The sequence below is a fragment of the Serratia sp. Je.1.23.a genome (assembly GCF_051129805.1).
GTDB classification, from domain to species: Bacteria; Pseudomonadota; Gammaproteobacteria; order Enterobacterales; family Enterobacteriaceae; genus Serratia; species Serratia liquefaciens.
This window is the reverse complement of record NZ_JBCPSR010000004.1, coordinates 301,357-323,152: the sequence shown is the minus strand read 5'-3', so window position 1 is coordinate 323,152 and position 21,796 is coordinate 301,357. Positions and strand designations below refer to the sequence as shown.

The following is a 21,796-nucleotide window of genomic DNA, read 5'->3' as shown; positions in this document are numbered from 1 at the left end:
CAAAATATGTGCCAGCTCACTGGCGCATGCAGTACCAACGACTGAGTTCCGCCCACTGCTGTTGGGGCGTTTGTATTCTTACCACTAACCGCTGACAGGCAGGCTGTGGGCTGCTCAAGCTGGTCTCACGCCGCCAGCCGGGTGCCAGTGGCGGCAGCCCGGCATCCATGCGACCGGTAGCGGCGAACACTTCCAGATGCTGGTGCGCCAACGACCACGCCTGTCGATACTGCCACTGACGCTGGAACGACTGCAACAGCACCTGATGATACTGTAACAACCCCAGTAGCGACACCGCGAACAGCAACGCGGCAATCAAGACCTCCGGCAAGCTGAAGCCCCGCTGGCGCCATAAGGTTGCGTCAGATGCATCAGTTGGGTTAATCCTCACAGTCCGCCTGCTTTTTTTCAGGGCAAAAATCCAGCCCCCCCCCGGTTTCTGCTCTGAGCGCAATCTCTCCGGTTGCGCCCTCAGGTTTGCTCCGTTGATATAACCGCAAAGGCTCTGCGCCATTCATCGGTGCTTCACCACGCACCAGGACAATACCCACCTGGGAGGATAATTTTGCGCAGGCGCGTAGCGCGTCGGCTTGCCGGCACCACCAGCCACTGACGCTCAATTGCCCGCGAGGCCAAGTCTGGGCCACACCCCAACTGAGCGCGGAAGCGGCCTGATTGTAAGCCCGTAAATAGCGCTTCTCGTCGGTCGCCAATATCAAAGCGCTATCCAATTGCCGGTGCTGGGCATTCAACAGCATCAGCCCCATCACCAACAGCATCATTACGGCCGCCAAGGTACTGCCGCCTCGTTCGACACTAATGTTCATGGCAGAGAAGCCATATTGACCGCCCAGACCAGGCTGCGCCGTATACCGTCGTCCGCTTTCGCACGGCCGCTCAGCGCCAGCGTAGCCCAGGTTTTTCCGTTTTCACCCAGGTTGGTCTTTACGCTGAAGGCTTCGATACGCACTTCGTCGTTATCGATCAGGCGTTCCCAGCCACCGCCCCGACAATGATTAATACCCCGCTGCCCTTCCAACATCCCCTGGCGCAGGCGATAACCGAAATAGTCGGCATCGGCGCCGAAAGCCTCCCAATGGCCGTTACGACTGATGTCATAGGCGATAATCACGCAACTGCCCGCCGCTTCTCCGGGAAGGTGGCTAAGCAGTATTGGTTGCCCACGGCACTGACCGGCGCAAAACCCCGCACGGCGCAGATCTTTCTCTATGCCGAAGGCCAATTGCCGCAGTACCGACTCCAGCCGGTAGTGCCTGCCGACATCGACGCTGTGTTGACGTAAAACCGGATAGGTTTTGGCGGCAGCAAGCGCAATCAGGCTGCCGAACGTCAGCGCCAACATCACCTCCGGCAGCGTAAAACCCCGCTCTAAGGCTGACATAGTGCAACCCCCCTGATGCTCACCCCTTCGCTGCACAGTCGCAGTCGCCCCTTGGCAGAAAGCACCAACCTCAGGCTGCCTGCACCGTTGCTAAGCACAATATGCCCCGCCTGCGCATTATTGCGCAGGCCATAAAACCCCATCTCTTTTTGGGTATGGTCTGTCAGCCGCACATCAGGGTAATGCGGCTTGAAGATGTCATCGTCGAGTGCAGCGCAATTCGCAGGCGTTTGACCTTCACCGATACACCAGGTCGTTCCGGGTTTAATCCCCAGCAGCGCCGTGCGGTTGTGCCAGTTGGCATCAGCCTGCAACCGGTTGAGAAAAGCCAGCAGTTGTTGTGCAGTGTGTTCCAACCGCAAAGCCTGCTGATAATGACGCCAGTGGCTGACACCCCAGCCCGTGAGCAGACCCGCCAGGGTAATCACCACCAGCAGTTCTATCAGCGTCATGCCGCGCTGGCCATCGGGGTTAAAATTCATCTCGTCGTTCATGGCGGCCAGTGTAATCAGGCCCGCAACAGGGTAAAGGGGGGCTTTTTGGCCTTGAAGCGCACCGCGCAGGCTTTCTATGCAACTGGTGAACAAGCACAACAAAATGCGATGCAGTGCGCAGAGAGGGGCGGCAGAAAAAAATAAGGGCGCAACCTGTGCGCCCTTGGGGGTAACTTATGCGGAGAAAATCAGATAGCAACCGGTGCTTTGATTGGGGGATGCGGATCGTACCCTTCGATTTCAAAATCTTCGAAACGGTAATCGAACAGCGATGCCGGTTTGCGTTTGATCAAAAGCGTTGGCAAGGCACGCGGTTCACGGGTCAGCTGCAGCTGGGTTTGTTCCATATGGTTGCTGTACAGGTGGGTATCGCCGCCAGTCCAGACGAAATCACCCACTTCCAGATCGCATTGCTGCGCCATCATATGCACCAACAGCGCGTAGCTGGCAATGTTGAACGGCAGGCCGAGGAACACATCGCACGAGCGCTGGTACAGCTGACAGGATAATTTTCCGTCCGCCACGTAGAACTGGAAGAACGCATGGCATGGCGCCAGCGCCATCTGGTCCAATTCACCCACGTTCCAGGCCGAGACTATGATGCGGCGTGAATCCGGATCCTGTTTCAGCTGGTTCAGCACCGTGGTCAACTGGTCGATCTGACGGCCGTCTGCGGCTCCCCAGGCACGCCACTGTTTACCGTACACCGGGCCAAGGTCGCCGTTCTCGTCGGCCCACTCGTCCCAGATGCTGACTTTGTTTTCCTTCAGGTAAGCCACGTTGGTGTCGCCGTTCAGGAACCACAACAGTTCATGGATGATCGAACGCAGGTGACATTTTTTGGTGGTAACCAACGGGAAGCCTTCCTGCAAATTGAAACGCATCTGGTGGCCGAAAATCGACAGCGTGCCAGTGCCGGTACGGTCGGCTTTAGGGGTGCCCTCGGCGAGCACTTTGTTCATCAAATCCAGATACTGTTTCATTTGTTCCTCACGACAGTTGTTGCTGCGGGCGACGACGATACGCCCAAATCATCATAATAATACCGGCCACCACCATAGGAACGGACAGGATCTGCCCCATGCTGATTACGCCGTCGAACAGGCCGAGCTGGGCATCCGGCTGACGGAAAGCTTCGACGATAATGCGGAATACGCCATAACCAATCAGGAACAGGCCGGAAACGGCGCCCATCGGCCGCGGTTTGCGAATAAACAGGTTCAGAATGATAAACAGCACCACGCCTTCCAGCAGCAGTTCATACAGCTGGGACGGGTGGCGCGGCAGCACGCCGTATTGATTCAGGATCGGCAGCAGTTGCGGATCGGCGGCGGCAAGCGCTACGTCTTCCGCGCGTGAACTTGGGAACAGCATCGCCCATGGGGTATCGGTGGTAACACGGCCCCAGAGTTCGCCATTGATAAAGTTGCCCAAGCGACCGGCACCCAGGCCGAAGGGGATCAGCGGGGCAATAAAATCAGAAACCTGGAAGAAGGTGCGTTTGGTACGACGAGCGAACCAGAACATCACCAGAATAACCCCCATCAGGCCGCCGTGGAACGACATACCGCCATCCCAGACTTTGAACAGATAGAGCGGGTTATCCAGGAACAGCGGCAGGTTGTAGAACAACACATAGCCAACGCGGCCACCGACGAACACGCCGAGGAAACCGGCATACAGCAGGTTCTCTACTTCATCCTTGGTCCAGCCGCTGCCCGGTTTGTTGGCACGGCGCACCGCCAACCACATGGCAAAAACGAAGCCAACCAGGTACATCAGACCGTACCAATGCAGAGAGACCGGGCCGATAGAGAAAATCACCGGATCAAATTTAGGAAACGCCAGATAGCTATTGGTCATCTATCACCACAACATGTCTATTATTCTTCCCCATCCGGGGGCGGCAGGTGCCAAACGCGGTGAAACGCAGCAGGAGCACTTTTTCCGTTGCTTTCAACACAGTGAGGAGGCGGATAATAGCATAAGCTTAAGCGTCTCCGGACTGGACTGCTGGGAAAAGTTCTGTAAAAAAATCAGTCAGCCTGCGGCGTTACTTGCCGCCGCGGATTAACCCGCCCATGCCACGCCGCTCCATAAACGCCGCCACCTGATGGCGCACTTCGGTGGTCATTTGGGCACTGAGTACCCGCTGCGCCAGCACTTCGGCATCGGAGAGCTCAATATGCCGCAGCAGATATTTGATCCGCGCCACGCTACGTCCGTTCATGCTCAGGTTGCGGTAGCCCATGCCCACCAGCAGCAAGGCCCCCATGGGATCGCCGGCCAGTTCACCGCACAACCCCACCGGCAGCCCGACGGCCTGGGCCTGAACGACAATCATCTTGAGCACCTGCAGCATGGAAGGATGCAGGCTGTCGTACAGCGAAGCCACTCGGGTATTGTTGCGATCAACCGCCAACAGATATTGGGTCAGGTCGTTGGTACCGACCGAAATAAACTCCACCCGCCCGGCCAGATGCGGGATCAGGAAGATCATCGACGGCACTTCAAGCATTACGCCAAGTTTGGGTTTGGGAATTTCATACCCCAACACTTCTTCCACTTCCCGCCCAGCGCGATCGATCAGGCGTCGGGCCTCGTCGATCTCTTCCAGACTGGTGATCATCGGCAGCAAAATGCCCAGATTGCCGGTACCGGCATTGGCACGCAGCATGGCGCGCACCTGGATCAGGAAGATTTCCGGCTGATCCAGGGTGATGCGGATACCGCGCCAACCCAGACAGGGGTTTTCTTCGCTGATAGGCATATAAGGCAGCTGCTTATCGGCGCCGATATCCAGCGTGCGCAGCGTCACCGGCTTGTTCGGATAGAGCTGCAACATACCCTGATATTGGGCGACCTGTTCCTCTTCGGAAGGGAAGCCACTCTGCAGCATAAATGGAATTTCGGTACGGTAGAGGCCGACGCCATCGACGCGCCCTCCCAGCAATTGCTCGTGTTCCGGGCTAAGACCGGCGTTGAGCATCACCTGCACTCGCTCGCCGCTTTTGAGCTGAGCCGGCTGTTCGACATCGTCTTCCGCCAATCGGCTTAATTCCAGCTCTTCGCTGATCAGACGCTGGTATTCCTGCACCAGCACCGGCTCCGGATCAACCAGCAGCTCGCCGCGATAGCCATCGACAATCAGCAGGCGCTGGCTGAGCAATGCAGGCTGGATATCCGCCCCCATCACCGTCGGCACCCCCATCGCACGCACCAAAATAGCCGCGTGTGAGTTGGCGGCACCGTCGCGGACCACCACGCCGACCAGCCTGTCCTGTGGCATTTCTGCCAACAGGGTAGCGGTCAGTTCATCGGCCACCAGCACAAAACGCGCCGGCCACTGGGTTGCGCCCTGAGTGGTATCGTCGAGGTGGAATAAAAGGCGCTGACCGAGCGCGCGCAGATCGCTGGCGCGCTCGCGCATGTAGGTGTCTTGCAGGCTGGCGAACTGGGCGGCAAAGACTTCGATCACCTGTTTCACCGCCCATTCCGCTACGGAGCCGGCATCGATCTCGGCGAAGAGTTCGCGCTTGAGGCGGGCGTCGTTCAGCAGGTGAGAGTAAAGATCGAAAATCGCCGCGCTCTCTTTTTGCGAGCTGGCGGCAAAGCGCTTGCTGAAACGGCGGAATTCCGCCCCGGCTTCTTCCAGCGCCTGGGTCAGGCGTTCACGTTCGCTGGCGGTATCGAGCGTTGAGGCCTTGTAAACCTGATCGAGTGACGGCTGGCTGCTGTCCTGCCAACCTTCAGCCACCGCCACGCCTGGCGATGCCGCCAGCGCACGAATGCGCGTCTGGCGATACTGGCCAAAAAGAGCGTTAAGCTGCGATTGGGATAGGATACCGGCCATTTGCGTGGCCAGCGTCACCATAAAAGACTCTTCGCTTTCGTCGAACTGGCGCAGCTCACGCTGCTGAACCACCAATACGCCCAGCAGTTGGCGGCGATGAATGATCGGCACGCCGAGGAAGGATCGGAACCGATCCTCCTTCACCTGGGGAATATATTTGAAGCTGGGGTGGCTCTGCGCATCCGCCAGGTTAATCGGCTCGGCACGGCGCCCAACCAGGCCGACGATGCCTTCATCAAAGGCCAGTGCGATAGTGCGCCCACGCGGTTTTTTTAACCCGCGTGTCGCCATCAGGTAATAACAGCGGCGGTCATTGTCTGCCAGATAGATGGAACAGACTTCCGTATCCATTGCCAGACAGGTTTCATTGACCAAAAGATCCAGCGCATCTGTCAGGCTGGCCGCCGCGGCCACCTTCTCAACAATTTCTCGCAAGCGCGTGAGCATAGTCGGCTTAACTTAACCTCTCTTCCGGCGATAAGCGGGGGTCTGCCGCTGCGCTGCCTGCTCCTGCATCGGCATCACGGTGACGGCGAATTCTTTCATCACCCGGCGGTAAACGTCGCGTTTGAACGACACCACCTGGCGCACCGGATACCAAAAGCTCACCCAGCGCCAGCCGTCAAACTCCGGCGTGCTGCTGCGTTGCATATTGATATCAGCGTCATTGCACATTAACTGCAAAAGAAACCATTTCTGCTTTTGGCCGATACAAACCGGCTTTGTGTCCCAACGCACCAAACGTTTTGGCAATTTATAGCGCAACCAGTTGCGGGTTGAGGCCAGGATACGCACATCCTTTTTGCTCAGCCCCACTTCTTCGAACAGCTCACGGTACATTGCCTGTTCTGCGGTTTCACCGGGGTTGATCCCCCCTTGGGGAAACTGCCAGGAGTGTTGACCGTAACGGCGAGCCCACAGGACTTGCCCCTGACGATTACAGATTACGATACCAACATTCGGGCGGTAGCCATCATCATCGATCACCGGACTACCTCGATAAGCTTAAATTCGCATAGATACCCTGATTGTTTCACACAAGCTACAGGCGGTAAACCACTGCTTTGCGGCGGTGCAGACCGGATAACATTGGGATAACTCACAGATAATGGCAAAGTTATAAACATGTGAAGCCGTTTACACGCGGTTTTATTCACTTTTTCTGTGGATAGGTGTGTGAAGAACTCAAGGGATAAGCCGGTAAAACTCTGGTGAACTCAAAATCACCATAAAAACAAAAACAAAAATACATCATTAAAAACATAAAGTTATTTATTTATCAACAACCCTATACAGAGTAAAAATGTGATCTATATCCGTTTAGGATCTTACCCTGGCGAAAGATCCACCAACGTCGTTTTTATCCACAGATTATCCGTATGAGTTACGCACAAAACGGACAATTTCGTAAAAAAACCCCTGAGTCAAGGCTGTAAATCGAACCAGTGATCGGTAAAAATTTGGGTTATCCCATAAATCTGTGGATAAATAGGTGTAAGATCCTGTTTATTGTCGGTGGCTTCAGGTGCACAAGCGTCGCCCTGAATTTTTCCCCCGTCATGTAGCGGGAAAAAAGTCATGGAAAATCATGCTACTATTATTCTTTTCCCCAGACCTTGCCCACCAAGGTTCGCTGTGTACAAATACAGTACGTTTTTCAACCAAATCTAGCAGGTTCGCATTATGGCGTTTTTATCTCCTCTGCCCCCTCCTCCAGAAAATGAACAGCAACTGTTTGAACGGGCGCAGCAGCTTGCCGGCTGTCAGTTGGGAGAACTGGCGGCACGTGCGCAGTTGCCTATTCCCAAAGATCTGAAGCGGGATAAAGGATGGGTTGGCATGCTGCTGGAGCAGTATCTTGGCGCCATGGCCGGCAGCAAGCCGGAACAGGATTTTCCCGAGTTGGGCATCGAGCTGAAAACCATCCCGATAGACGCCGCCGGCAAGCCGCTGGAAACCACTTTCGTCTGCGTAGCGCCCTTGACCGGCAACAGCGGCGTCACCTGGGCCAGCAGCCACGTACGCCATAAGCTGGCGCGGGTGCTGTGGATCCCGGTGGAAGGCGAGCGGCAGATTCCGCTGGCACAGCGGCGCATAGGTTCACCACTGTTGTGGAGCCCGAACGAAGAAGAAGAAGAGATGCTGCGCCGCGACTGGGAAGAGCTGATGGATTTGATCGTGCTTGGCCACGTAGAACGGATCACCGCACGACACGGTGAAGTGCTGCAACTACGCCCCAAGGCGGCCAACAGTAAAGCCCTGACCGAAGCCATCGGCGAACAAGGTCAGCCGATCCTCACATTACCGCGCGGTTTCTATTTGAAAAAAAGTTTCACCGCCGCGCTGCTGGCAAGACATTTCTTAATCTGATCGCTTTTGTTTAGGCTGTGTTTAGCTAACAGTGTCGCCGTATCAATAAACGCGTATAATTCAGCCTTTGCTTTTTATTAAGGTGTGGCTAGGCAATGTTCGAATGGATTATGGATCCCAATGCCTGGTTAGCGTTAGGTACGCTGACCATTCTTGAGATCATTCTGGGTATTGATAACATTATTTTCCTTTCCCTGGTGGTGTCTAAACTGCCGAAAGCCCAGCAGAACAAGGCGCGTCGCATCGGGCTGGCCGGCGCAATGTTAATGCGTCTGGGGCTGTTGGCCTCTATCGCCTGGGTGATCCGTCTGACCCATCCGCTGTTTACCATCATGGATCACAGCGTTTCGGCTCGCGATCTGATCCTGCTGCTGGGCGGGCTGTTCCTGATTTGGAAAGCCAGTAAAGAGATCCATGAAACCATCGAAGGGTCGGACGAAGAGCACCACACTAAAGTGCACGGCTTCTTCGGTGCCATCGTGCAGATCATGCTGCTGGATATCATTTTCAGCCTGGATTCAGTGATCACCGCGGTAGGCCTGTCCGATCATCTGTTTATCATGATGGCAGCAGTAGTGATTGCCGTGGGCGTTATGATGTTTGCCGCCCGGCCGATTGGCGAGTTCGTTAACCGTCACCCTTCGGTGAAAATGCTGGCGCTGGCATTCTTGATCCTGGTGGGCTTCACCCTGATGCTGGAAAGCTTCCAGGTGCATGTACCTAAAGGCTACATCTACTTTGCGATGTTCTTCTCGATGTCGGTAGAAGCGCTCAATCTGATGCGCAGCAAGAAAAAACCCGCCTCTGAGTAATCCCCCAACGGGAGCGAGCGTAAGCCGCTCCCGTTAATATTTTTGTATCCCCCGCACAGTTTCAATGTCACTTTCTCTTACAGAGATAAGGACTTATCCGAAACACGATGCATCTATAGTTTGCTAATCTAGAAAGAAGCTTCTTTTTGCATACATAACTGAGGATCCGCAGGATGAAAAAGTGGGTAATGGCAGTGTCTGCGTTGGTGATGGCCGCCGGGTTGGCGGGATGCTCCAGCGATTACGTGATGGCGACCAAAGACGGCAATATGATCCTGACTCAGGGCAAGCCAGAGATTGACCAAGATACCGGCCTCATCAGCTATAAAGACGAAAAAGGCAACCATCGCCAGATCAACGGCGATCAGGTTTCACAGGTCATCGAACGCTAGTTTCCCGATCGGCTATCGCCCCCGCGTTGCGCGATAGCCCTCCCCGCACTGAATCCACTTCCCCCATCTTCTCGGCTTGGTTATAGTCGGCAAAGGCGAGATCACCGCCTTGCAGATTGTTTGGCTCCTGTTTTATCGGGTGTATAGCCCGTAAGCGCTAACACGAAAGGAAGGCCGTTAATGCAATACCACCGTATTCCCCACAGTTCTTTAGAAGTGAGCGTGCTGGGACTGGGCACCATGACCTTTGGCGAACAGAACAGTGAAGCCGATGCCCACGCGCAACTCGACTATGCATTAGCCGCTGGCATCAACCTGATCGATACCGCAGAGATGTACCCGGTACCGCCCCGCCCTGAAACCCAAGGGCTGACCGAACAGTACATCGGCAGTTGGATCAAGGCTCGCGGCAACCGTGAGAAACTGGTGCTGGCCAGCAAAATCGCCGGGCCGGTGCGCGGGACTGACAGCAGTATCCGACCGCAGCAGGCGCTGGATCGCAAAAACATCCGTGCCGCGCTGGACGCCAGCCTGAAACGCCTCAACACCGATTATCTCGATCTCTACCAGCTGCACTGGCCGCAGCGCGCGACCAACTTCTTCGGTAAGCTCAACTACCAGTACACTGACGAAAAGGCTACCGTCACCCTACTGGAAACGCTGGAAGCGCTGACCGAGCAGGTGCGTGCCGGTAAAATTCGTTATATCGGGGTGTCTAACGAAACGCCTTGGGGCGTGATGCGTTACCTGCAGTTGGCTGAAAAGCATGAGCTGCCGCGCATCGTCTCAATTCAGAACCCCTACAGCCTGTTGAACCGCAGTTTTGAGATTGCTCTGGCGGAGATCAGCCAGCACGAAGGCGTCGAACTGTTAGCCTATTCCAGCCTAGCGTTCGGCACCCTGAGCGGCAAGTATTTGAACGGCGCCAAACCGGCCGGTGCGCGAAATACGCTGTTTAGCCGCTTTAATCGTTATTCGGCCCCGCAAACGCAGTTGGCGATTGCCGAATACGTCGCATTAGCCAAAAAACACGGACTGGATCCTTCGCAGATGGCCCTGGCCTTTGTTCGCCAGCAACCCTTCGTTGCCAGTACCCTGCTGGGCGCCACCACGTTGGAACAGCTGAAAACCAACATCGACAGTTTCGACCTGGTGTTGAATGAAGACGTGCTTCAGGGGCTGGAAGAGATCCACACCCGCTTTACCATTCCTGCCCCCTAAATAATCAGGGGCGCCTAAACCGCGCCCCTTTTGATTATTTTGCCCGTCGTTGCGACAACCACAGTGCGCCGATCGCCAGCGCGAAAACTACACCGAAACCGATCCCCACGCCGACCACCGGCACGCTGACTTTCACCGCCAGCGAATAGAGCCCGAGCATCAACAGCATGGCGGTGTTCTCGCCAAGGTTTTGCACCGCGATCGCGTTGCCTGCCCCCACCGATTTTTTGCCTCGTTCTTGCAACAACGCATTCAACGGCACCACAAAGAAGCCGCCCAAGACGCCGATAATCAGCAGTACCGCATAGGCGCTAAGCAGGGTAGTTTGCAGCGCGAATATCGCCACCGCTACGCCAATCAAGATCCCGGCCGGCATACAGCGTTTCACGGTCTCGAGCGTAACGAAGCGAGCCGCGGCACCGGCGCCAACCACAATCCCCACCGCCACCATAGCATTCAGCAACGTCGGCGTGGCGTTATCGGCGATACCCAGCGCCACCGGCACCCACAGCACCAACAGAAAGCGCAGCGTGACCCCTGCGCCCCAAAACAGGCTGGTACCAATCAATGAGAAACGGGTTTGCCCATCGCGCCACAGCACCACACAGGCGTTGAAGAAAGCGCGAGTCATGGCGCGTGGCGTCCATGACGTCGCCGGATGTGCCGCAGGCAAGCGCGGAATATACAGGTTGGCGATCACCGCCGCTGCATAAACCAGCGCACATACCGCCAGTGCCGCGACCACGTGCCAGTCTGCCAGGATGCCGCCGGCCACCGAGCCCAACAGGATCGCCGCGATAGTGGAGGCCTCCATCAGGCCGTTGGCCTTGACCAGTTTCTCACCGCTGGTGATCTCACCCAAAATCCCATATTTGGCCGGTGAATAAGCTGCGGCACCCACGCCTACCAGGCTATAACCGAGGAACGGATCCAACCCGAAACAGATCACCAATGCGCCGGCCAGCTTCAGGCCGTTGGCCACCATCATCACCCGCCCTTTCGCAAAGCTGTCGGCAATCTGGCCGACAAAAGGCGCGAGAATGATATAGGTGGCGACAAACGCCATCTGCAGAATCGGCTGGCTCCAGTCGGGATAAAGCTGTTGTTTGATCAGCGCCAGCGTGGCGAACAGCAACGCATTGTCACCGAACGCAGAGAGAAACTGTGCGCAAATGACGGCAATCATGCTGCGCGAAAGCAAGGGTGAATCAGTGTTCGACGACGGGTTCATCAGACAGTCTCCGGCTGTTCAGCCATTTTACGCAGGGTCACAAAATCCGGTTTGCCACTGCCCAGCACCGGCAGCGTTTTCAACAGGCGAATATCACGCGGTACCGCCAGTTCAGGGCTGCCCAATTCACGCGCTGCCCGCAGCAAGGCTTCGCGGGTTACGCTTGCATCGGTAGTGAACAGCACCAGTGCCTCGCCCTTACTGCTGTCACTTTTCACCGTGGCGGCGTGCAGCCCTTCCGGCGATACGCGCTGTGCCAGCAGCTCCACGCTTTCCAGCGAGACCATTTCGCCCGCCAGTTTGGCAAAGCGCTTCACCCGACCGCGGATCACACAGTAGCCCTGTTCGTCCAGCGTGACGATATCGCCGGTATCGTACCAGCCCGGCTGCAGGTTGCCCTGTTCATCCTCTGCCGCTGGCGGCTCCAGCTCGCCCGGATGCTCCACCCGCAGATAGCCTTTCATGATATTCGGCCCACGCAGTTGCAGGCGTCCACCGTTCTCAATACCCGGCACCTTCATTAAACGCGCTTCCATATTCGGCATGATGCGCCCGACGGTACCCACCTTGGCCGCCAGCGGCACGTTGATTGACACCACCGGCGCACACTCGGTCACGCCATAGCCTTCCAGGATGCGAATACCGTATTTGTCCTGATAAATCTGTTTGGTGCTGTCCGCCAGCTTTTCCGCACCGGCTACCACATAGCGCAACCGGGCAAAGTCATACGGATGAGCAAAACGCGCATAGTTATTGAGGAAAGTGGCCGTGCCGAACAGCACGGTGCAGTTACGGTCATACACCAGCTCCGGCACCACGCGGTAATGCAGCGGACTGGGGTAGAGGAAGATGCGGCTGCCGGTCATCAACGGGGTCAGCAGCCCGACCGTCAAACCAAACGAGTGAAACAGCGGCAGCGACGACATAAAACGGTCGCGCGGAGTGAAGTCGGCAATGGTACGGATCTGCTCAACGTTGGCCAGCAGGCTGGCGTGGGAGTGCACCACGCCCTTCGGATTGCCCTCCGAACCCGAGGTGAACAAGATCAGTGCCGCATCGTCAGGCTGCTGCGGCAGCATGGCGCGCGCGGGTTGGAACAGATGACGCAGGATCCACAGCTTGTCCGCCAGGGTCACGGTATCTTTCAGATCCTCCAGATACACCCAGTTGGCCTCCGGCACCTGCTGCGGCAAATGTGTCAGCTTGCCTTTTTCCAGGAACTGGCGCGAGGTAACGATGGTTTTAAGACTGGCGGCGAGCATGGCGCTTTTCAGGCCGTTGGTACCCGCGGTGTAGTTGAGCATCGCCGGGATACGGTTGCGCAGCGAGGCGCCAAAAATCGCCGCGGCGGTAATGGTGGCATTCGGCAATAGCATGCCGACATGTTCGCCCTCGGCGGTAAAGCGCTGCAGGATACGGCTGACGCCCAGCGCTTTTTTAATCAGTGTCTGGTAGCTGTCTTCCTTGAAGTTGATATCTTCAATGCACGGCTTGCTCCGACCATAGCGATACTGCGCTGCCAACAAAGCGCGGAACAGGGTCTGTGGCTCGCGCGTGTCCATACGCGCCTTCATCATGATCTGGTGCAAACGATCGCCGGCCAGCATGCGACGTTCTCGGGCGCGTGGCGCGACCGGCATCGGCAATGACGTCGGCGGTAAAATACGGATGCTGATCTGCGGGAACCAACGGATCTTGAATACCCCGGCCATACGCCCAAAAGGGCTGAATTCGGCGCCATCAAGCCGTATCGGCACCACGGTCGCCCCCGATTTGGCGGCAATAAACGCGGCACCATCATAAATTTTCATCAGTGAGCCGGTCACGGTAATGCGCCCTTCGGGGAACACCACGATGGGCCGCCCTTGCTCGACCATGCGCACCAACTGTTTGATGGCCATCGGCTTGGTGGGATCGAGAGAAACGAAATCGATATAAGGCCGCAACCAGCGCATAAACCAGCGATCGCCAATGCTGGCGTAGACGGCAAACACCGGTTTGATCGGCAAAAACAGCGCCAACAGAATACCGTCGAGGAAGGAGATGTGATTGGGCGTAATCAGCAGCTTTTTCTGATCGAAATGTCGGGCGTCGCCCTCAACGCGTACCCGGTACAGCAGGCGGAATAGCACCCGCAGCATTGAAAAGATCATGCCCTTCTCCCTTTGCCCAAGATGAGCGTAAATGGTTGTAGGGAAAAGAATACTATATGGCAGGCAAAAAAAAACCTACGCATCCGCGTAGGTTGGTGCAATTGAAAATGGCTTCAACATACAGAGTATGCTGATTTCTCACCAATCAATACCTCTGGGATCACCTACTCTAGAGAGGTGGCGATTAAGAAACTACCGATCAATCGCAAGAGTTTTGCTCTAAATGCAACCAGCTGTAAATTTCCCGCGATGTACTGAAATAACTCAATGAAATGTAAATAGTCCTGCGGAATAAAAATACAAAATCAGATTTTACGCAGGCGGGACGGAGGGGGATCGGGCAAAAAAAAACCTACGCATCTGCGTAGGTTGGTGCAAATTAATATGGGCTCAACAAACAAGTTGCTGAAACTCACCAATCAATACCTCTGGGACGTTTAATTTACCCCGTTGAGCCGAAAATCAGCCAGCGGCCAATCGAAACATTAGGGCGCAAAGTGTAACCAGCGGTGTATCCCCACGGCCTTTCAAGCCATAGCGAGCTCGCCTTGCCGTGGGGCTGGATGTTTATCGTACGCTCACTTCTACCAGGCAGCTCATGGCGTTCGGCCCTTGAGTCAATGGCGAGGTACCGATATCCAGCGTTAACACGTTCGGGTTGCCGGATTGTTCCACCTGCAGGCGCTCGGCACCAAAACCTGGGTCAAACCAGGCGCCGGTTGCCATCAGCACTACGCCCTGGGTGACGCCGTCGGTGATCGCAACGCCTGCCAGGCAATTGCCACGCGCGTTGCTGACCTGTACCTCCGCCCCCTCGACAATGCCGCGCCTGGCTGCATCTTCCGGGTGCATATACAGCGTTTCGCGCCCGGCCGTTTTATTGCCCTGCGCCAACGGCGCCGGATCCATCTGGCTGTGCAGGCGATCGCTCGGTTGGATGGATATCAGGTGCAATGGCCACTCTTTGGCTTCCGGTGCCCCCAGCCACTCGACTGGCGGCTGCCACTGCGGATGCGGGGCAAAATCGGCATAGCGATAACCGGCGATTTTCTCGCTGAACAACTCAATCTTGCCGCTCGGCGTTTGCAGCGGATTGGCCTGCGGATCGGCACGAAAATCGTCGAAGAACACGAATTCTTTCGCCGGTGCCGGCAGCTCGACGTAGCCTTTGCGCCAGAAATCCTCAAACTCGGGCCATTCTACGCCGGTCCCCGCCTGCGCCTGGCCGCATTGTTGATAGATAGATTCGATCCAGGCCCGCTCGTCGCGGTTTTCGGTGAACTGCTCACGGTAACCGAGCCGCTCCGCCAGATCGGCAAAAATATCAAAGTCGTTACGTGCCTGATGCTGTGGCGCAATGGCCTGATGCATCGCCAATACGTAGCGATCGCGCGACGAACCGCCGATATCGTTACGTTCCAGCGAGGTGGTAACCGGCAGCACGATGTCCGCCATCTTGGCCGCCGGCGTCCACCAGATATCCTGCACTATCACCGTATCCGGTTTCTGCCAGCCTTCCACCAGCCGGTTTAGCTGCTGGTGATGATGGAACGGGTTGCCGCCGGCCCAGTGCACCAAATGAATATCCGGATACTGGTGCGTCTCGCCACGGAACTGATAGGAGCCGCCGGGTTGCAACAGCATGTCGCAGATACGCGCCACCGGGATGGCCAGCCCGCAAGGGTTGGCGCCGACCGGCATCATGGGTCCCGGCGTATCCACCCGCGGGTTGCCGACCCCGTTCATCGAGCCGTGACCAAAGGAGAAACCGCCCCCCGGCAGCCCCACCTGGCCGAGCATCGCCGACAGGGCAATCATCATCCAGTAGGGTTGTTCACCGCGATGGGCGCGCTGAACCGAATAGGAGCAGGTGATAAAACTGCGCACGCCGATCAGTTGCTGCGCCAGCAAACCGATACGCGCCGCCGGAATGCCGGTGATGGCACTGGCCCATTCGGGCGTTTTTGCCACGCCGTCGTCGGTGCCGCGCAGATAATCCGCCAACTGGCTATAGCCGGTGCAGTGGCTATAGAGGAAAGCTTCGTCCTGAGCGCCACGACGCTGGATTTCATACGCCAGTGCCAGCATCAGCGCCACGTCGGTATTCGGGCGAATTGGGATCCATTCGGCATTCACAAATTCCGGGCAGTCATCACGCATCGGGCTGATGTTGATCACCGGAGTGCCTTTTTTCACCAGCTTTTGCAGCCAGGGTTTGAGCGAGTGCTCCGCCGCACCGCCGGAAGAGACCTGGGCATTTTTCAACGCCAGGCCGCCGAAGGCCACAAACAGCTCGCAGTGCTCAACCACGCTGGGCCAGCTGGTGACACGGCCGGTCAATGGGGTGAAAGTGCCGATCACATACGGCAGGAAAAACTGGGCCGCTCCCCAGCTGTAGTTGCCCAACTGATCGACACCGCCGCCGCCAGCAAAATAAAAACGGCGCACCAGCGAACGAGCGTGGTGCAGGCGCCCGGCAGATGACCAGCCATAGGAACCGGTAAACAAGCCGGAGGGGCCGTAGCGATCGCGCACGCGCCGGTTTTCTTCCGCCACCAGATCGAGCGCCAGATCCCAATCCACTTCGACAAAATCCTCGCGGCCACGTAGCGTACGGTCGCTGCCTTCACGCTTTTGCAGCCAGGAACGGCGCACGGACGGCTTGCGGATGCGCTTGTCGGAATAAGCCATCGGCGCGATGGAGTCGAGCATTGGGGAAGGATCCGGATCGTCGGCAAACGGCTCACAACGGATAAGCCTGCCGTCTTCAACCACGGCGGTATAGGCGCCCCAGTGAGCGAGTTGCGGATAGCGTTTAATCGACATGGTGTTCTCAGCCAAGAATGGATGCCCAAAAATAGCATTAGCCGATGCGCCGCGCCAAAGCACAAATGGCTCTATCACTGAGCGGCACAGGTCTAAGCTCGGGGTAAATTGCCCATATCTGCAACAGCCGCCACAAGTTACGATCGCCAGCGCTTGCAGCCCCGGGCTTTTTCCGCAAGACTGAGGGATGTAAGCGATTACCCAGGATGTATGACAGATATGGCTACCATAAAGGATGTTGCCAGGCTGGCGGGTGTTTCCGTGGCCACGGTATCCCGCGTAATAAACAATTCTCCCAAGGCCAGCGAAGGCTCTCGCACCGCCGTATTGGCCGCGATGGAACAACTGCAGTATCACCCAAACGCCAATGCCCGCGCGCTGGCGCAGCAATCGACCGAAACGCTCGGGCTGATCGTTTCCGACGTCTCCGATCCTTTCTTTGGTGCCATGGTCAAGGCCGTGGAACAGGTGGCCTACGCCACCCACAATTTCCTGCTGATTGGCAACGGTTACCACGAGGCAGAAAAAGAGCGTCAGGCGATTGAACAGCTGGTACGCCACCGTTGTGCCGCATTGGTGGTACATGCCAAAAAGTTGACCGACCGTGAGTTAAGCGGGTGGATGCAGCAGATCCCGGGCATGGTACTGATTAACCGCACGCTGCCGGGCTTTGAATCGCGCTGCGTGGCGCTCGACGATCGCTACGGTGCCTGGCTGGCGACCCGCCACCTGATCCAACAGGGGCACCAGCGTATTGCCATCATCTGCTCCACCCACCAAATTTCCGATGCGGCGGACCGTCTGCAGGGCTATCTCGATGCATTGCAGGAGCACGGCATTGCGGTAGATGAAAAACTGATTGCCTACGGCGAGCCAGACGAGATTGGCGGCGAACAGGCGATGACCGAGCTGCTCGGGCGCGGTAAAAACTTCACCGCGGTCACCTGCTACAACGACTCAATGGCCGCCGGTGCCCTTTCGGTACTGAGCGACAACAGCGTGGATGTGCCGGGGCAGATGTCGCTGATTGGTTTCGATGACGTGCTGATTTCACGCTACCTGCGGCCACGTCTGACCACTATTCGCTATCCGGTGGTGGCCATGGCAACCCAGGCGGCCGAACTGGCGCTGGCACTGGCCAACAATCAGCCGCTGCCGGAGATCACCAACATGTTCAGCCCGACGCTGGTGCGCCGCCATTCGGTGGCCAGCATCAATAACGTTTACGAGCAGAACTAGATCAACTCCCGGTGATACAGCCGCACCGGGCGATCGGGGTAATCCAGCGCATCGCCGATGTAGCGCCAGCCATGGCGCTCATAATAGCCGCTAAAGTCACTGTAGAGATAAAGCTCACTGAAGCCGGTGCGTCGGGCGTAGTCTTGCACATGCTGCTGCAACCGCAGCCCCAGACCGCTGCCGCGCTGGCTTTCGTCGACATACAGCGCCGCCAGCCAGGGCGTCAGATCCTGCCGGCTGATCAAGTCGCAGCGCCATAAGCCGACGGTGCCAACCACTTTATCGTCCTGCAGGGCGATAAAAGTAATGGGCAAATCGGCTCCGCACAGCCCGCTGTCCACCACGCTGGCGAAAAATGCCCGGCTGTTTTCGCTGCCAAACGCCTGCCACAGCCAATCAATCACCTGACCGCGATGCTGTGGATAATCCGCCAGAAGCTTAATCTCAGTCATCTCTTCTCTCTTTTCCCATTGTCTGGCATCAGTCTACGGACGTTGCGCCACAACACAATCCCGGCGGAAAAATCCCACGCAGCCAAGGGGTAAGCCTATGCTAGACTGAGCGATATTTACCACAGCGGATGTTGAAAGGGGTAAGCCACTGATGATCACCATGTTGGATGTTTCCATTCGCGCGGGGGTATCCAAAGCCACGGTTTCACGCGTGTTAAATGGCACCGGCCAGGTGAAAAAGAGCACCCGCGATGCGGTGTTCAAGGCCATGGACGATTTGGGTTACCGCCCGAACTTCCTCGCCCAATCGCTGGCAAACAAAAGCTCCAACAGCATTGGGCTGGTAGTGTCCAATTTCGACGGCCCCTACTTCGGGCGCCTGCTTCGTCGCGCAGCCAAGCTGATCGAGGCCAGTGGCAAACACCTGATTGTGACCGACGGCCACGACACGCCGGAAGATGAACTGCAGGCGGTACAGCTGCTGGCGGATCGCCGCTGTGACGCCATCATCCTGTATACCCGTTTCATGTCAGAAACTGCGCTGATGAAGCTGCTGGACAGCCTGCCGGTGCCGATCATGGTGATCAATCGGGATCTGCCGCAGGCGCGCGCACGCTGCGTGTTCTTCGAACAGCAAAAGGCGGCCTTCCATGCGGTGGATTATCTGATTCGGCAGGGGCATCGCGAGATCGCCTGCATTACCGGCCCCATCGCCACGCCAACAGCACAGGCGCGGCTGGCAGGTTATCAACAAGCGTTAGAGCAGCACCATATTGCCTTCAACGAAGCCCGCGTGGCCTATGGTGACAGCAGCGTGCAAAGCGGATATCAGGGCACCCGGCGTTTGCTGGCCGAGCATATCGATTTCAGCGCGCTGTTCGCCTGCAACGACGACATGGCGGTCGGCGCGATGAAGGCGCTGCACGATGCGGGCAAACGCCTGCCGCAGGATGTCTCACTGTTCGGCTTTGACGACGAGCCCAGCGCCGCCTATTTGCAACCTGCACTATCTACCGTGTATCTGCCGATCGACGTGATGATCGAAGCCGCCATCAGCCAAGCTTTTCGCCTGATCAATGGGGAAGACACACAGCCACTCACCCCGTTCACCGGCGAACTACGGCTGCGTGAATCGGTGCTCCCCGGGCCTTACGCCGACTGATCCCTCCGGGCGCTGTCGCAGATTGCGTACAGCGCCGTATTTCTTCAACGCCAATTTCCCTTCCCTGCCACCAATCCGCATATTGTCAAGACAATAACCTTTACGCTATATAGCTCAAAGGCTATATTTGGAGTTTGACATGTGGCAGATCGTGACCGTCGAACGATTCGACAACTGGTTTTTATCATTAAACAGCGATCAACAAAAAAGCGTGCTGGTAGGAATATTCAAACTGCAGGAATTCGGCCCCTTGTTGGCGCGTCCTCATGCCGACACGCTGAATCACAAAAACCAAATACAGCATCTGAAAGAGTTACGTATTCAGCATCGCGGTCGGCCGTTTCGGATTTTCTTCGCCTTCGATCCGCAACGACAAGCGGTCCTGCTTTGCGGTGGCGATAAAACCGGTAATAAACGCTTCTATCAACAAATGTTGCCGATCGCCATCAGAGAGTTTTCACATTACTTGGCAACCCAGAGGTAACGTAAATGGCCAAACCCTTATCAGATCTGATCGACAAACTCGATCCCACCGTAGTTGAAGCTGCGCAACAGAAAGCGGACAAAGAAATTTTTGAACTGCGGCTGGCAATGCTTCGGGAAGAACTGGCGGTGTCTCAGGTGGAACTGGCCAAGCGGCTTGGTATCAGCCAACCTTCGGTCGCAAACCTGGAAAAACGCGGCAGCGAAATTAAACTCTCTTCACTCAAACGCTATATCGAAGCCATGGGGGGAACGCTATCGCTGGAAGTTCAGCTCCCGAACGGCCAGCATCGACGGATGACGCTGTAAAATGGGCGCAGCAAACTGCGCCCAAAAGCATCAGATCATTTCCAGCGCAATCAGCTCTTCGATGGTCTGGCGACGACGGATCAGGCGCGGTTCACCGTTCTCAAACAGCACTTCCGGCAGCAGCGGGCGGCTATTGTAGTTTGAAGACATAGACGCGCCATAAGCACCGGTGTCATGGAACACCAGATAATCGCCAACCTGCACCGGCGGCAGCTCGCGGGTTTCAATACCGCCCCCGGCCTGCTGAGTAAAGACGTCTCCGGATTCACACAGCGGTCCGGCAATCACGGTTTCACGCAGTGGCTGATGTGCGGTATCGCGACCGTCGGCCGGCAGCAGGGATATGTGGTGATAGCTGCCGTACATTGCCGGACGCATCAAATCATTAAAACCGGCATCCACCAGCACAAAGTGCCGGCTGCCCATGTCTTTCACTGCCCGTACCTCGGCGACCAGCACACCGGCTTCCGCCATCAGGAAACGGCCCGGTTCGATCTCCAGCTTCACCGGATGACCCAAATGTGCGGCAATACGCTCGCGGGCGCTGTTCCACAAACCAAAATAGTGTTCGGTATCGATCGCCTCTTCGCCGTACTGATAGGGGATCGACAGCCCGCCTCCGGCAGAAATCGCACTGATGTCCTGGCCGAGGTCGATCACCTGTTGCACCATGGCGTCACACACGCGCTCCAGATGCTGGTAGTCCACCCCCGACCCTATATGCATATGCACACCAATCAGCGTCAGACCGTATTGCTGAATTTTTTCCACCGCCTGCGGTAAGTCGGCATACCAAATACCGTGCTTGCTGTTCTCACCGCCGGTGTTGGTTTTCTGGCTATGGCCGTGACCGAAACCTGGATTGATGCGCAGCCACACCGGATGCCCGGCAGAGACCTGCCCCAGCTGTTCCAGCATGTCGATCGAACCGACGTTGACCGGGATTTTCAATTCGCTGACGCGAGCCAGAGTCGCGTGATCGAGCACATCGGCGGTAAACACGATTTCGCTTGGTTCGCCACCCGGCTGAAAACCGGCCTGCAACGCACGCTCAATCTCGCCTAACGACACAGAGTCCACCTTGACGCCCTGCTCACGCATCAGGCGCAAAATATGAATATTCGAGCAGGCCTTCTGGGCATAACGGATCACGTCAAAATGCCGCAATTGGCTGATGCGCTCGCTGATAATCGCTGCGTCATAGGCCCACACAGGGCAACCAAAGCGCTGAGGCAGCGCCAATAGGTTAGCGGCGTTAAGAGCGGTAGAAGTGTCGTGCAAAGCGCGTGGCATAGTGATGTTCCCGGTTCGAAAATGGTATGCCCTCAATATTGCCGCACTCTTTCTCGGGTGGAAAATATCTATTTAGCCAGAGTCTATTCATTTATGATATGGCT

The 21,796-nt window shown here is 56.7% G+C and carries 21 protein-coding genes; 8 read left to right on the top strand and 13 right to left on the bottom strand.

Annotated features, from left to right (window positions below; genetic code table 11):
* Nucleotides 1–16: 16 nt before the first annotated feature.
* From AAZT04_RS17050 to rppH, 8 genes are all read right to left on the bottom strand, one after another.
* Nucleotides 17–391 carry a prepilin-type N-terminal cleavage/methylation domain-containing protein gene (locus tag AAZT04_RS17050; protein WP_048760808.1) on the bottom strand — a complete coding sequence of 125 codons (375 nt, stop codon included), beginning with the start codon at nt 389–391 and terminating at the stop codon, nt 17–19.
* Nucleotides 381–827, bottom strand: coding sequence for a YgdB family protein (locus tag AAZT04_RS17045; protein WP_434681040.1), 447 nt, complete (start codon nt 825–827; stop codon nt 381–383). Before AAZT04_RS17045 ends, AAZT04_RS17050 begins: the two co-directional genes overlap by 11 nt.
* Complete coding sequence (locus tag AAZT04_RS17040) at nt 824–1,402, bottom strand: prepilin peptidase-dependent protein (RefSeq protein WP_048760803.1); 579 nt, start codon at nt 1,400–1,402, stop codon at nt 824–826. Before AAZT04_RS17040 ends, AAZT04_RS17045 begins: the two co-directional genes overlap by 4 nt.
* Complete coding sequence (locus tag AAZT04_RS17035; RefSeq protein WP_048760820.1) at nt 1,390–1,896, bottom strand: prepilin peptidase-dependent protein; 507 nt, start codon at nt 1,894–1,896, stop codon at nt 1,390–1,392. The genes AAZT04_RS17040 and AAZT04_RS17035 overlap by 13 nt, the downstream gene beginning before the upstream one ends.
* Before the next feature lie 188 nt (nt 1,897–2,084).
* On the bottom strand, nt 2,085–2,879 hold the full coding sequence (gene thyA, locus AAZT04_RS17030) for a thymidylate synthase (RefSeq protein WP_020828397.1): 795 nt from the start codon (nt 2,877–2,879) through the stop codon (nt 2,085–2,087).
* 7 nt (nt 2,880–2,886) lie between these two features.
* A complete protein-coding gene (gene lgt / locus AAZT04_RS17025; RefSeq protein WP_020828398.1) occupies nt 2,887–3,759 on the bottom strand; it encodes a prolipoprotein diacylglyceryl transferase in 873 nt (290 codons plus the stop codon).
* Between the two features lie 190 nt (nt 3,760–3,949).
* Nucleotides 3,950–6,196, bottom strand: a complete 2,247-nt coding sequence (gene ptsP / locus AAZT04_RS17020) for a phosphoenolpyruvate--protein phosphotransferase (protein ID WP_020828399.1) — start codon at nt 6,194–6,196, stop codon at nt 3,950–3,952.
* Nucleotides 6,197–6,208: 12 nt separating this feature from the next.
* Entirely contained in the window at nt 6,209–6,736 is a 528-nt protein-coding gene (gene rppH / locus AAZT04_RS17015) for an RNA pyrophosphohydrolase (RefSeq protein WP_012146527.1), read from the bottom strand.
* Nucleotides 6,737–7,432: 696 nt separating this feature from the next.
* Here rppH and mutH point away from each other — a divergent pair.
* The 4 genes from mutH (at nt 7,433) to AAZT04_RS16995 (ending at nt 10,544) form a co-directional block, all read left to right on the top strand.
* Nucleotides 7,433–8,119, top strand: coding sequence for a DNA mismatch repair endonuclease MutH (gene mutH, locus AAZT04_RS17010; RefSeq protein WP_122080098.1), 687 nt, complete (start codon nt 7,433–7,435; stop codon nt 8,117–8,119).
* 95 nt (nt 8,120–8,214) lie between these two features.
* Nucleotides 8,215–8,931, top strand: coding sequence for a TerC family protein (locus AAZT04_RS17005; protein ID WP_020828401.1), 717 nt, complete (start codon nt 8,215–8,217; stop codon nt 8,929–8,931).
* A 173-nt stretch (nt 8,932–9,104) separates the two neighbouring features.
* On the top strand, nt 9,105–9,323 hold the full coding sequence (locus AAZT04_RS17000) for a YgdI/YgdR family lipoprotein (RefSeq protein WP_020828402.1): 219 nt from the start codon (nt 9,105–9,107) through the stop codon (nt 9,321–9,323).
* Nucleotides 9,324–9,503: 180 nt separating this feature from the next.
* Nucleotides 9,504–10,544, top strand: a complete 1,041-nt coding sequence (locus AAZT04_RS16995; RefSeq protein WP_020828403.1) for an NADP(H)-dependent aldo-keto reductase — start codon at nt 9,504–9,506, stop codon at nt 10,542–10,544.
* Between the two features lie 34 nt (nt 10,545–10,578).
* Here AAZT04_RS16995 and lplT read toward each other — a convergent pair whose 3' ends face one another.
* The 3 genes from lplT to AAZT04_RS16980 form a co-directional block, all read right to left on the bottom strand.
* Entirely contained in the window at nt 10,579–11,775 is a 1,197-nt protein-coding gene (gene lplT, locus AAZT04_RS16990) for a lysophospholipid transporter LplT (RefSeq protein WP_115058129.1), read from the bottom strand.
* A complete protein-coding gene (gene aas / locus AAZT04_RS16985) occupies nt 11,775–13,928 on the bottom strand; it encodes a bifunctional acyl-ACP--phospholipid O-acyltransferase/long-chain-fatty-acid--ACP ligase (protein WP_434681034.1) in 2,154 nt (717 codons plus the stop codon). Before aas ends, lplT begins: the two co-directional genes overlap by 1 nt.
* A gap of 567 nt (nt 13,929–14,495) precedes the next feature.
* Complete coding sequence (locus tag AAZT04_RS16980; RefSeq protein WP_197821552.1) at nt 14,496–16,754, bottom strand: molybdopterin guanine dinucleotide-containing S/N-oxide reductase; 2,259 nt, start codon at nt 16,752–16,754, stop codon at nt 14,496–14,498.
* Between the two features lie 219 nt (nt 16,755–16,973).
* On the opposite strand from AAZT04_RS16980, the gene galR reads away from it, so the two are divergent.
* Nucleotides 16,974–17,993: an HTH-type transcriptional regulator GalR gene (galR, locus tag AAZT04_RS16975; protein ID WP_020828407.1), complete on the top strand. Its 1,020-nt coding sequence runs from the start codon at nt 16,974–16,976 to the stop codon at nt 17,991–17,993.
* Here the strand turns inward: galR and AAZT04_RS16970 are convergent.
* Nucleotides 17,990–18,445, bottom strand: a complete 456-nt coding sequence (locus AAZT04_RS16970; RefSeq protein ID WP_020828408.1) for a GNAT family N-acetyltransferase — start codon at nt 18,443–18,445, stop codon at nt 17,990–17,992. The two genes, galR and AAZT04_RS16970, sit on opposite strands and share 4 nt — an antisense overlap.
* 151 nt (nt 18,446–18,596) lie before the next feature.
* Here AAZT04_RS16970 and AAZT04_RS16965 point away from each other — a divergent pair, with 151 nt between their 5' ends.
* The 3 genes from AAZT04_RS16965 to AAZT04_RS16955 all read left to right on the top strand — a co-directional run bounded on the left by AAZT04_RS16965 (nt 18,597) and on the right by AAZT04_RS16955 (nt 20,399).
* Entirely contained in the window at nt 18,597–19,607 is a 1,011-nt protein-coding gene (locus AAZT04_RS16965) for a LacI family DNA-binding transcriptional regulator (protein WP_020828409.1), read from the top strand.
* A gap of 139 nt (nt 19,608–19,746) precedes the next feature.
* Nucleotides 19,747–20,091: a type II toxin-antitoxin system RelE/ParE family toxin gene (locus AAZT04_RS16960; RefSeq protein WP_174574707.1), complete on the top strand. Its 345-nt coding sequence runs from the start codon at nt 19,747–19,749 to the stop codon at nt 20,089–20,091.
* Between the two features lie 5 nt (nt 20,092–20,096).
* Nucleotides 20,097–20,399 carry a helix-turn-helix domain-containing protein gene (locus AAZT04_RS16955; RefSeq protein ID WP_149573996.1) on the top strand — a complete coding sequence of 101 codons (303 nt, stop codon included), beginning with the start codon at nt 20,097–20,099 and terminating at the stop codon, nt 20,397–20,399.
* Nucleotides 20,400–20,429: 30 nt separating this feature from the next.
* Here the strand turns inward: AAZT04_RS16955 and lysA are convergent, their stop codons facing one another.
* A complete protein-coding gene (lysA, locus tag AAZT04_RS16950; RefSeq protein WP_434681030.1) occupies nt 20,430–21,692 on the bottom strand; it encodes a diaminopimelate decarboxylase in 1,263 nt (420 codons plus the stop codon).
* Between the last annotated feature and the right edge of the window lie 104 nt (nt 21,693–21,796).

What these genes read in the sequence shown, in the direction of transcription:
- thyA (WP_020828397.1), bottom strand. Translation starts at nt 2,879, where the DNA reads ATGAAACAGTATCTGGATTTGATGAACAAAGTGCTCGCCGAGGGCACC.
- AAZT04_RS16965 (WP_020828409.1), top strand. Translation starts at nt 18,597, where the DNA reads ATGATCACCATGTTGGATGTTTCCATTCGCGCGGGGGTATCCAAAGCC.
- galR (WP_020828407.1), top strand. Translation starts at nt 16,974, where the DNA reads ATGGCTACCATAAAGGATGTTGCCAGGCTGGCGGGTGTTTCCGTGGCC.
- AAZT04_RS17040 (WP_048760803.1), bottom strand. Translation starts at nt 1,402, where the DNA reads ATGTCAGCCTTAGAGCGGGGTTTTACGCTGCCGGAGGTGATGTTGGCG.
- AAZT04_RS17035 (WP_048760820.1), bottom strand. Translation starts at nt 1,896, where the DNA reads ATGAACGACGAGATGAATTTTAACCCCGATGGCCAGCGCGGCATGACG.
- AAZT04_RS17000 (WP_020828402.1), top strand. Translation starts at nt 9,105, where the DNA reads ATGAAAAAGTGGGTAATGGCAGTGTCTGCGTTGGTGATGGCCGCCGGG.
- mutH (WP_122080098.1), top strand. Translation starts at nt 7,433, where the DNA reads ATGGCGTTTTTATCTCCTCTGCCCCCTCCTCCAGAAAATGAACAGCAA.
- AAZT04_RS17045 (WP_434681040.1), bottom strand. Translation starts at nt 827, where the DNA reads ATGAACATTAGTGTCGAACGAGGCGGCAGTACCTTGGCGGCCGTAATG.
- AAZT04_RS16995 (WP_020828403.1), top strand. Translation starts at nt 9,504, where the DNA reads ATGCAATACCACCGTATTCCCCACAGTTCTTTAGAAGTGAGCGTGCTG.
- ptsP (WP_020828399.1), bottom strand. Translation starts at nt 6,196, where the DNA reads ATGCTCACGCGCTTGCGAGAAATTGTTGAGAAGGTGGCCGCGGCGGCC.
- AAZT04_RS16970 (WP_020828408.1), bottom strand. Translation starts at nt 18,445, where the DNA reads ATGACTGAGATTAAGCTTCTGGCGGATTATCCACAGCATCGCGGTCAG.
- AAZT04_RS17005 (WP_020828401.1), top strand. Translation starts at nt 8,215, where the DNA reads ATGTTCGAATGGATTATGGATCCCAATGCCTGGTTAGCGTTAGGTACG.
- lgt (WP_020828398.1), bottom strand. Translation starts at nt 3,759, where the DNA reads ATGACCAATAGCTATCTGGCGTTTCCTAAATTTGATCCGGTGATTTTC.
- AAZT04_RS16980 (WP_197821552.1), bottom strand. Translation starts at nt 16,754, where the DNA reads ATGTCGATTAAACGCTATCCGCAACTCGCTCACTGGGGCGCCTATACC.
- lplT (WP_115058129.1), bottom strand. Translation starts at nt 11,775, where the DNA reads ATGAACCCGTCGTCGAACACTGATTCACCCTTGCTTTCGCGCAGCATG.
- lysA (WP_434681030.1), bottom strand. Translation starts at nt 21,692, where the DNA reads ATGCCACGCGCTTTGCACGACACTTCTACCGCTCTTAACGCCGCTAAC.
- AAZT04_RS16955 (WP_149573996.1), top strand. Translation starts at nt 20,097, where the DNA reads ATGGCCAAACCCTTATCAGATCTGATCGACAAACTCGATCCCACCGTA.
- AAZT04_RS16960 (WP_174574707.1), top strand. Translation starts at nt 19,747, where the DNA reads ATGTGGCAGATCGTGACCGTCGAACGATTCGACAACTGGTTTTTATCA.
- aas (WP_434681034.1), bottom strand. Translation starts at nt 13,928, where the DNA reads ATGATCTTTTCAATGCTGCGGGTGCTATTCCGCCTGCTGTACCGGGTA.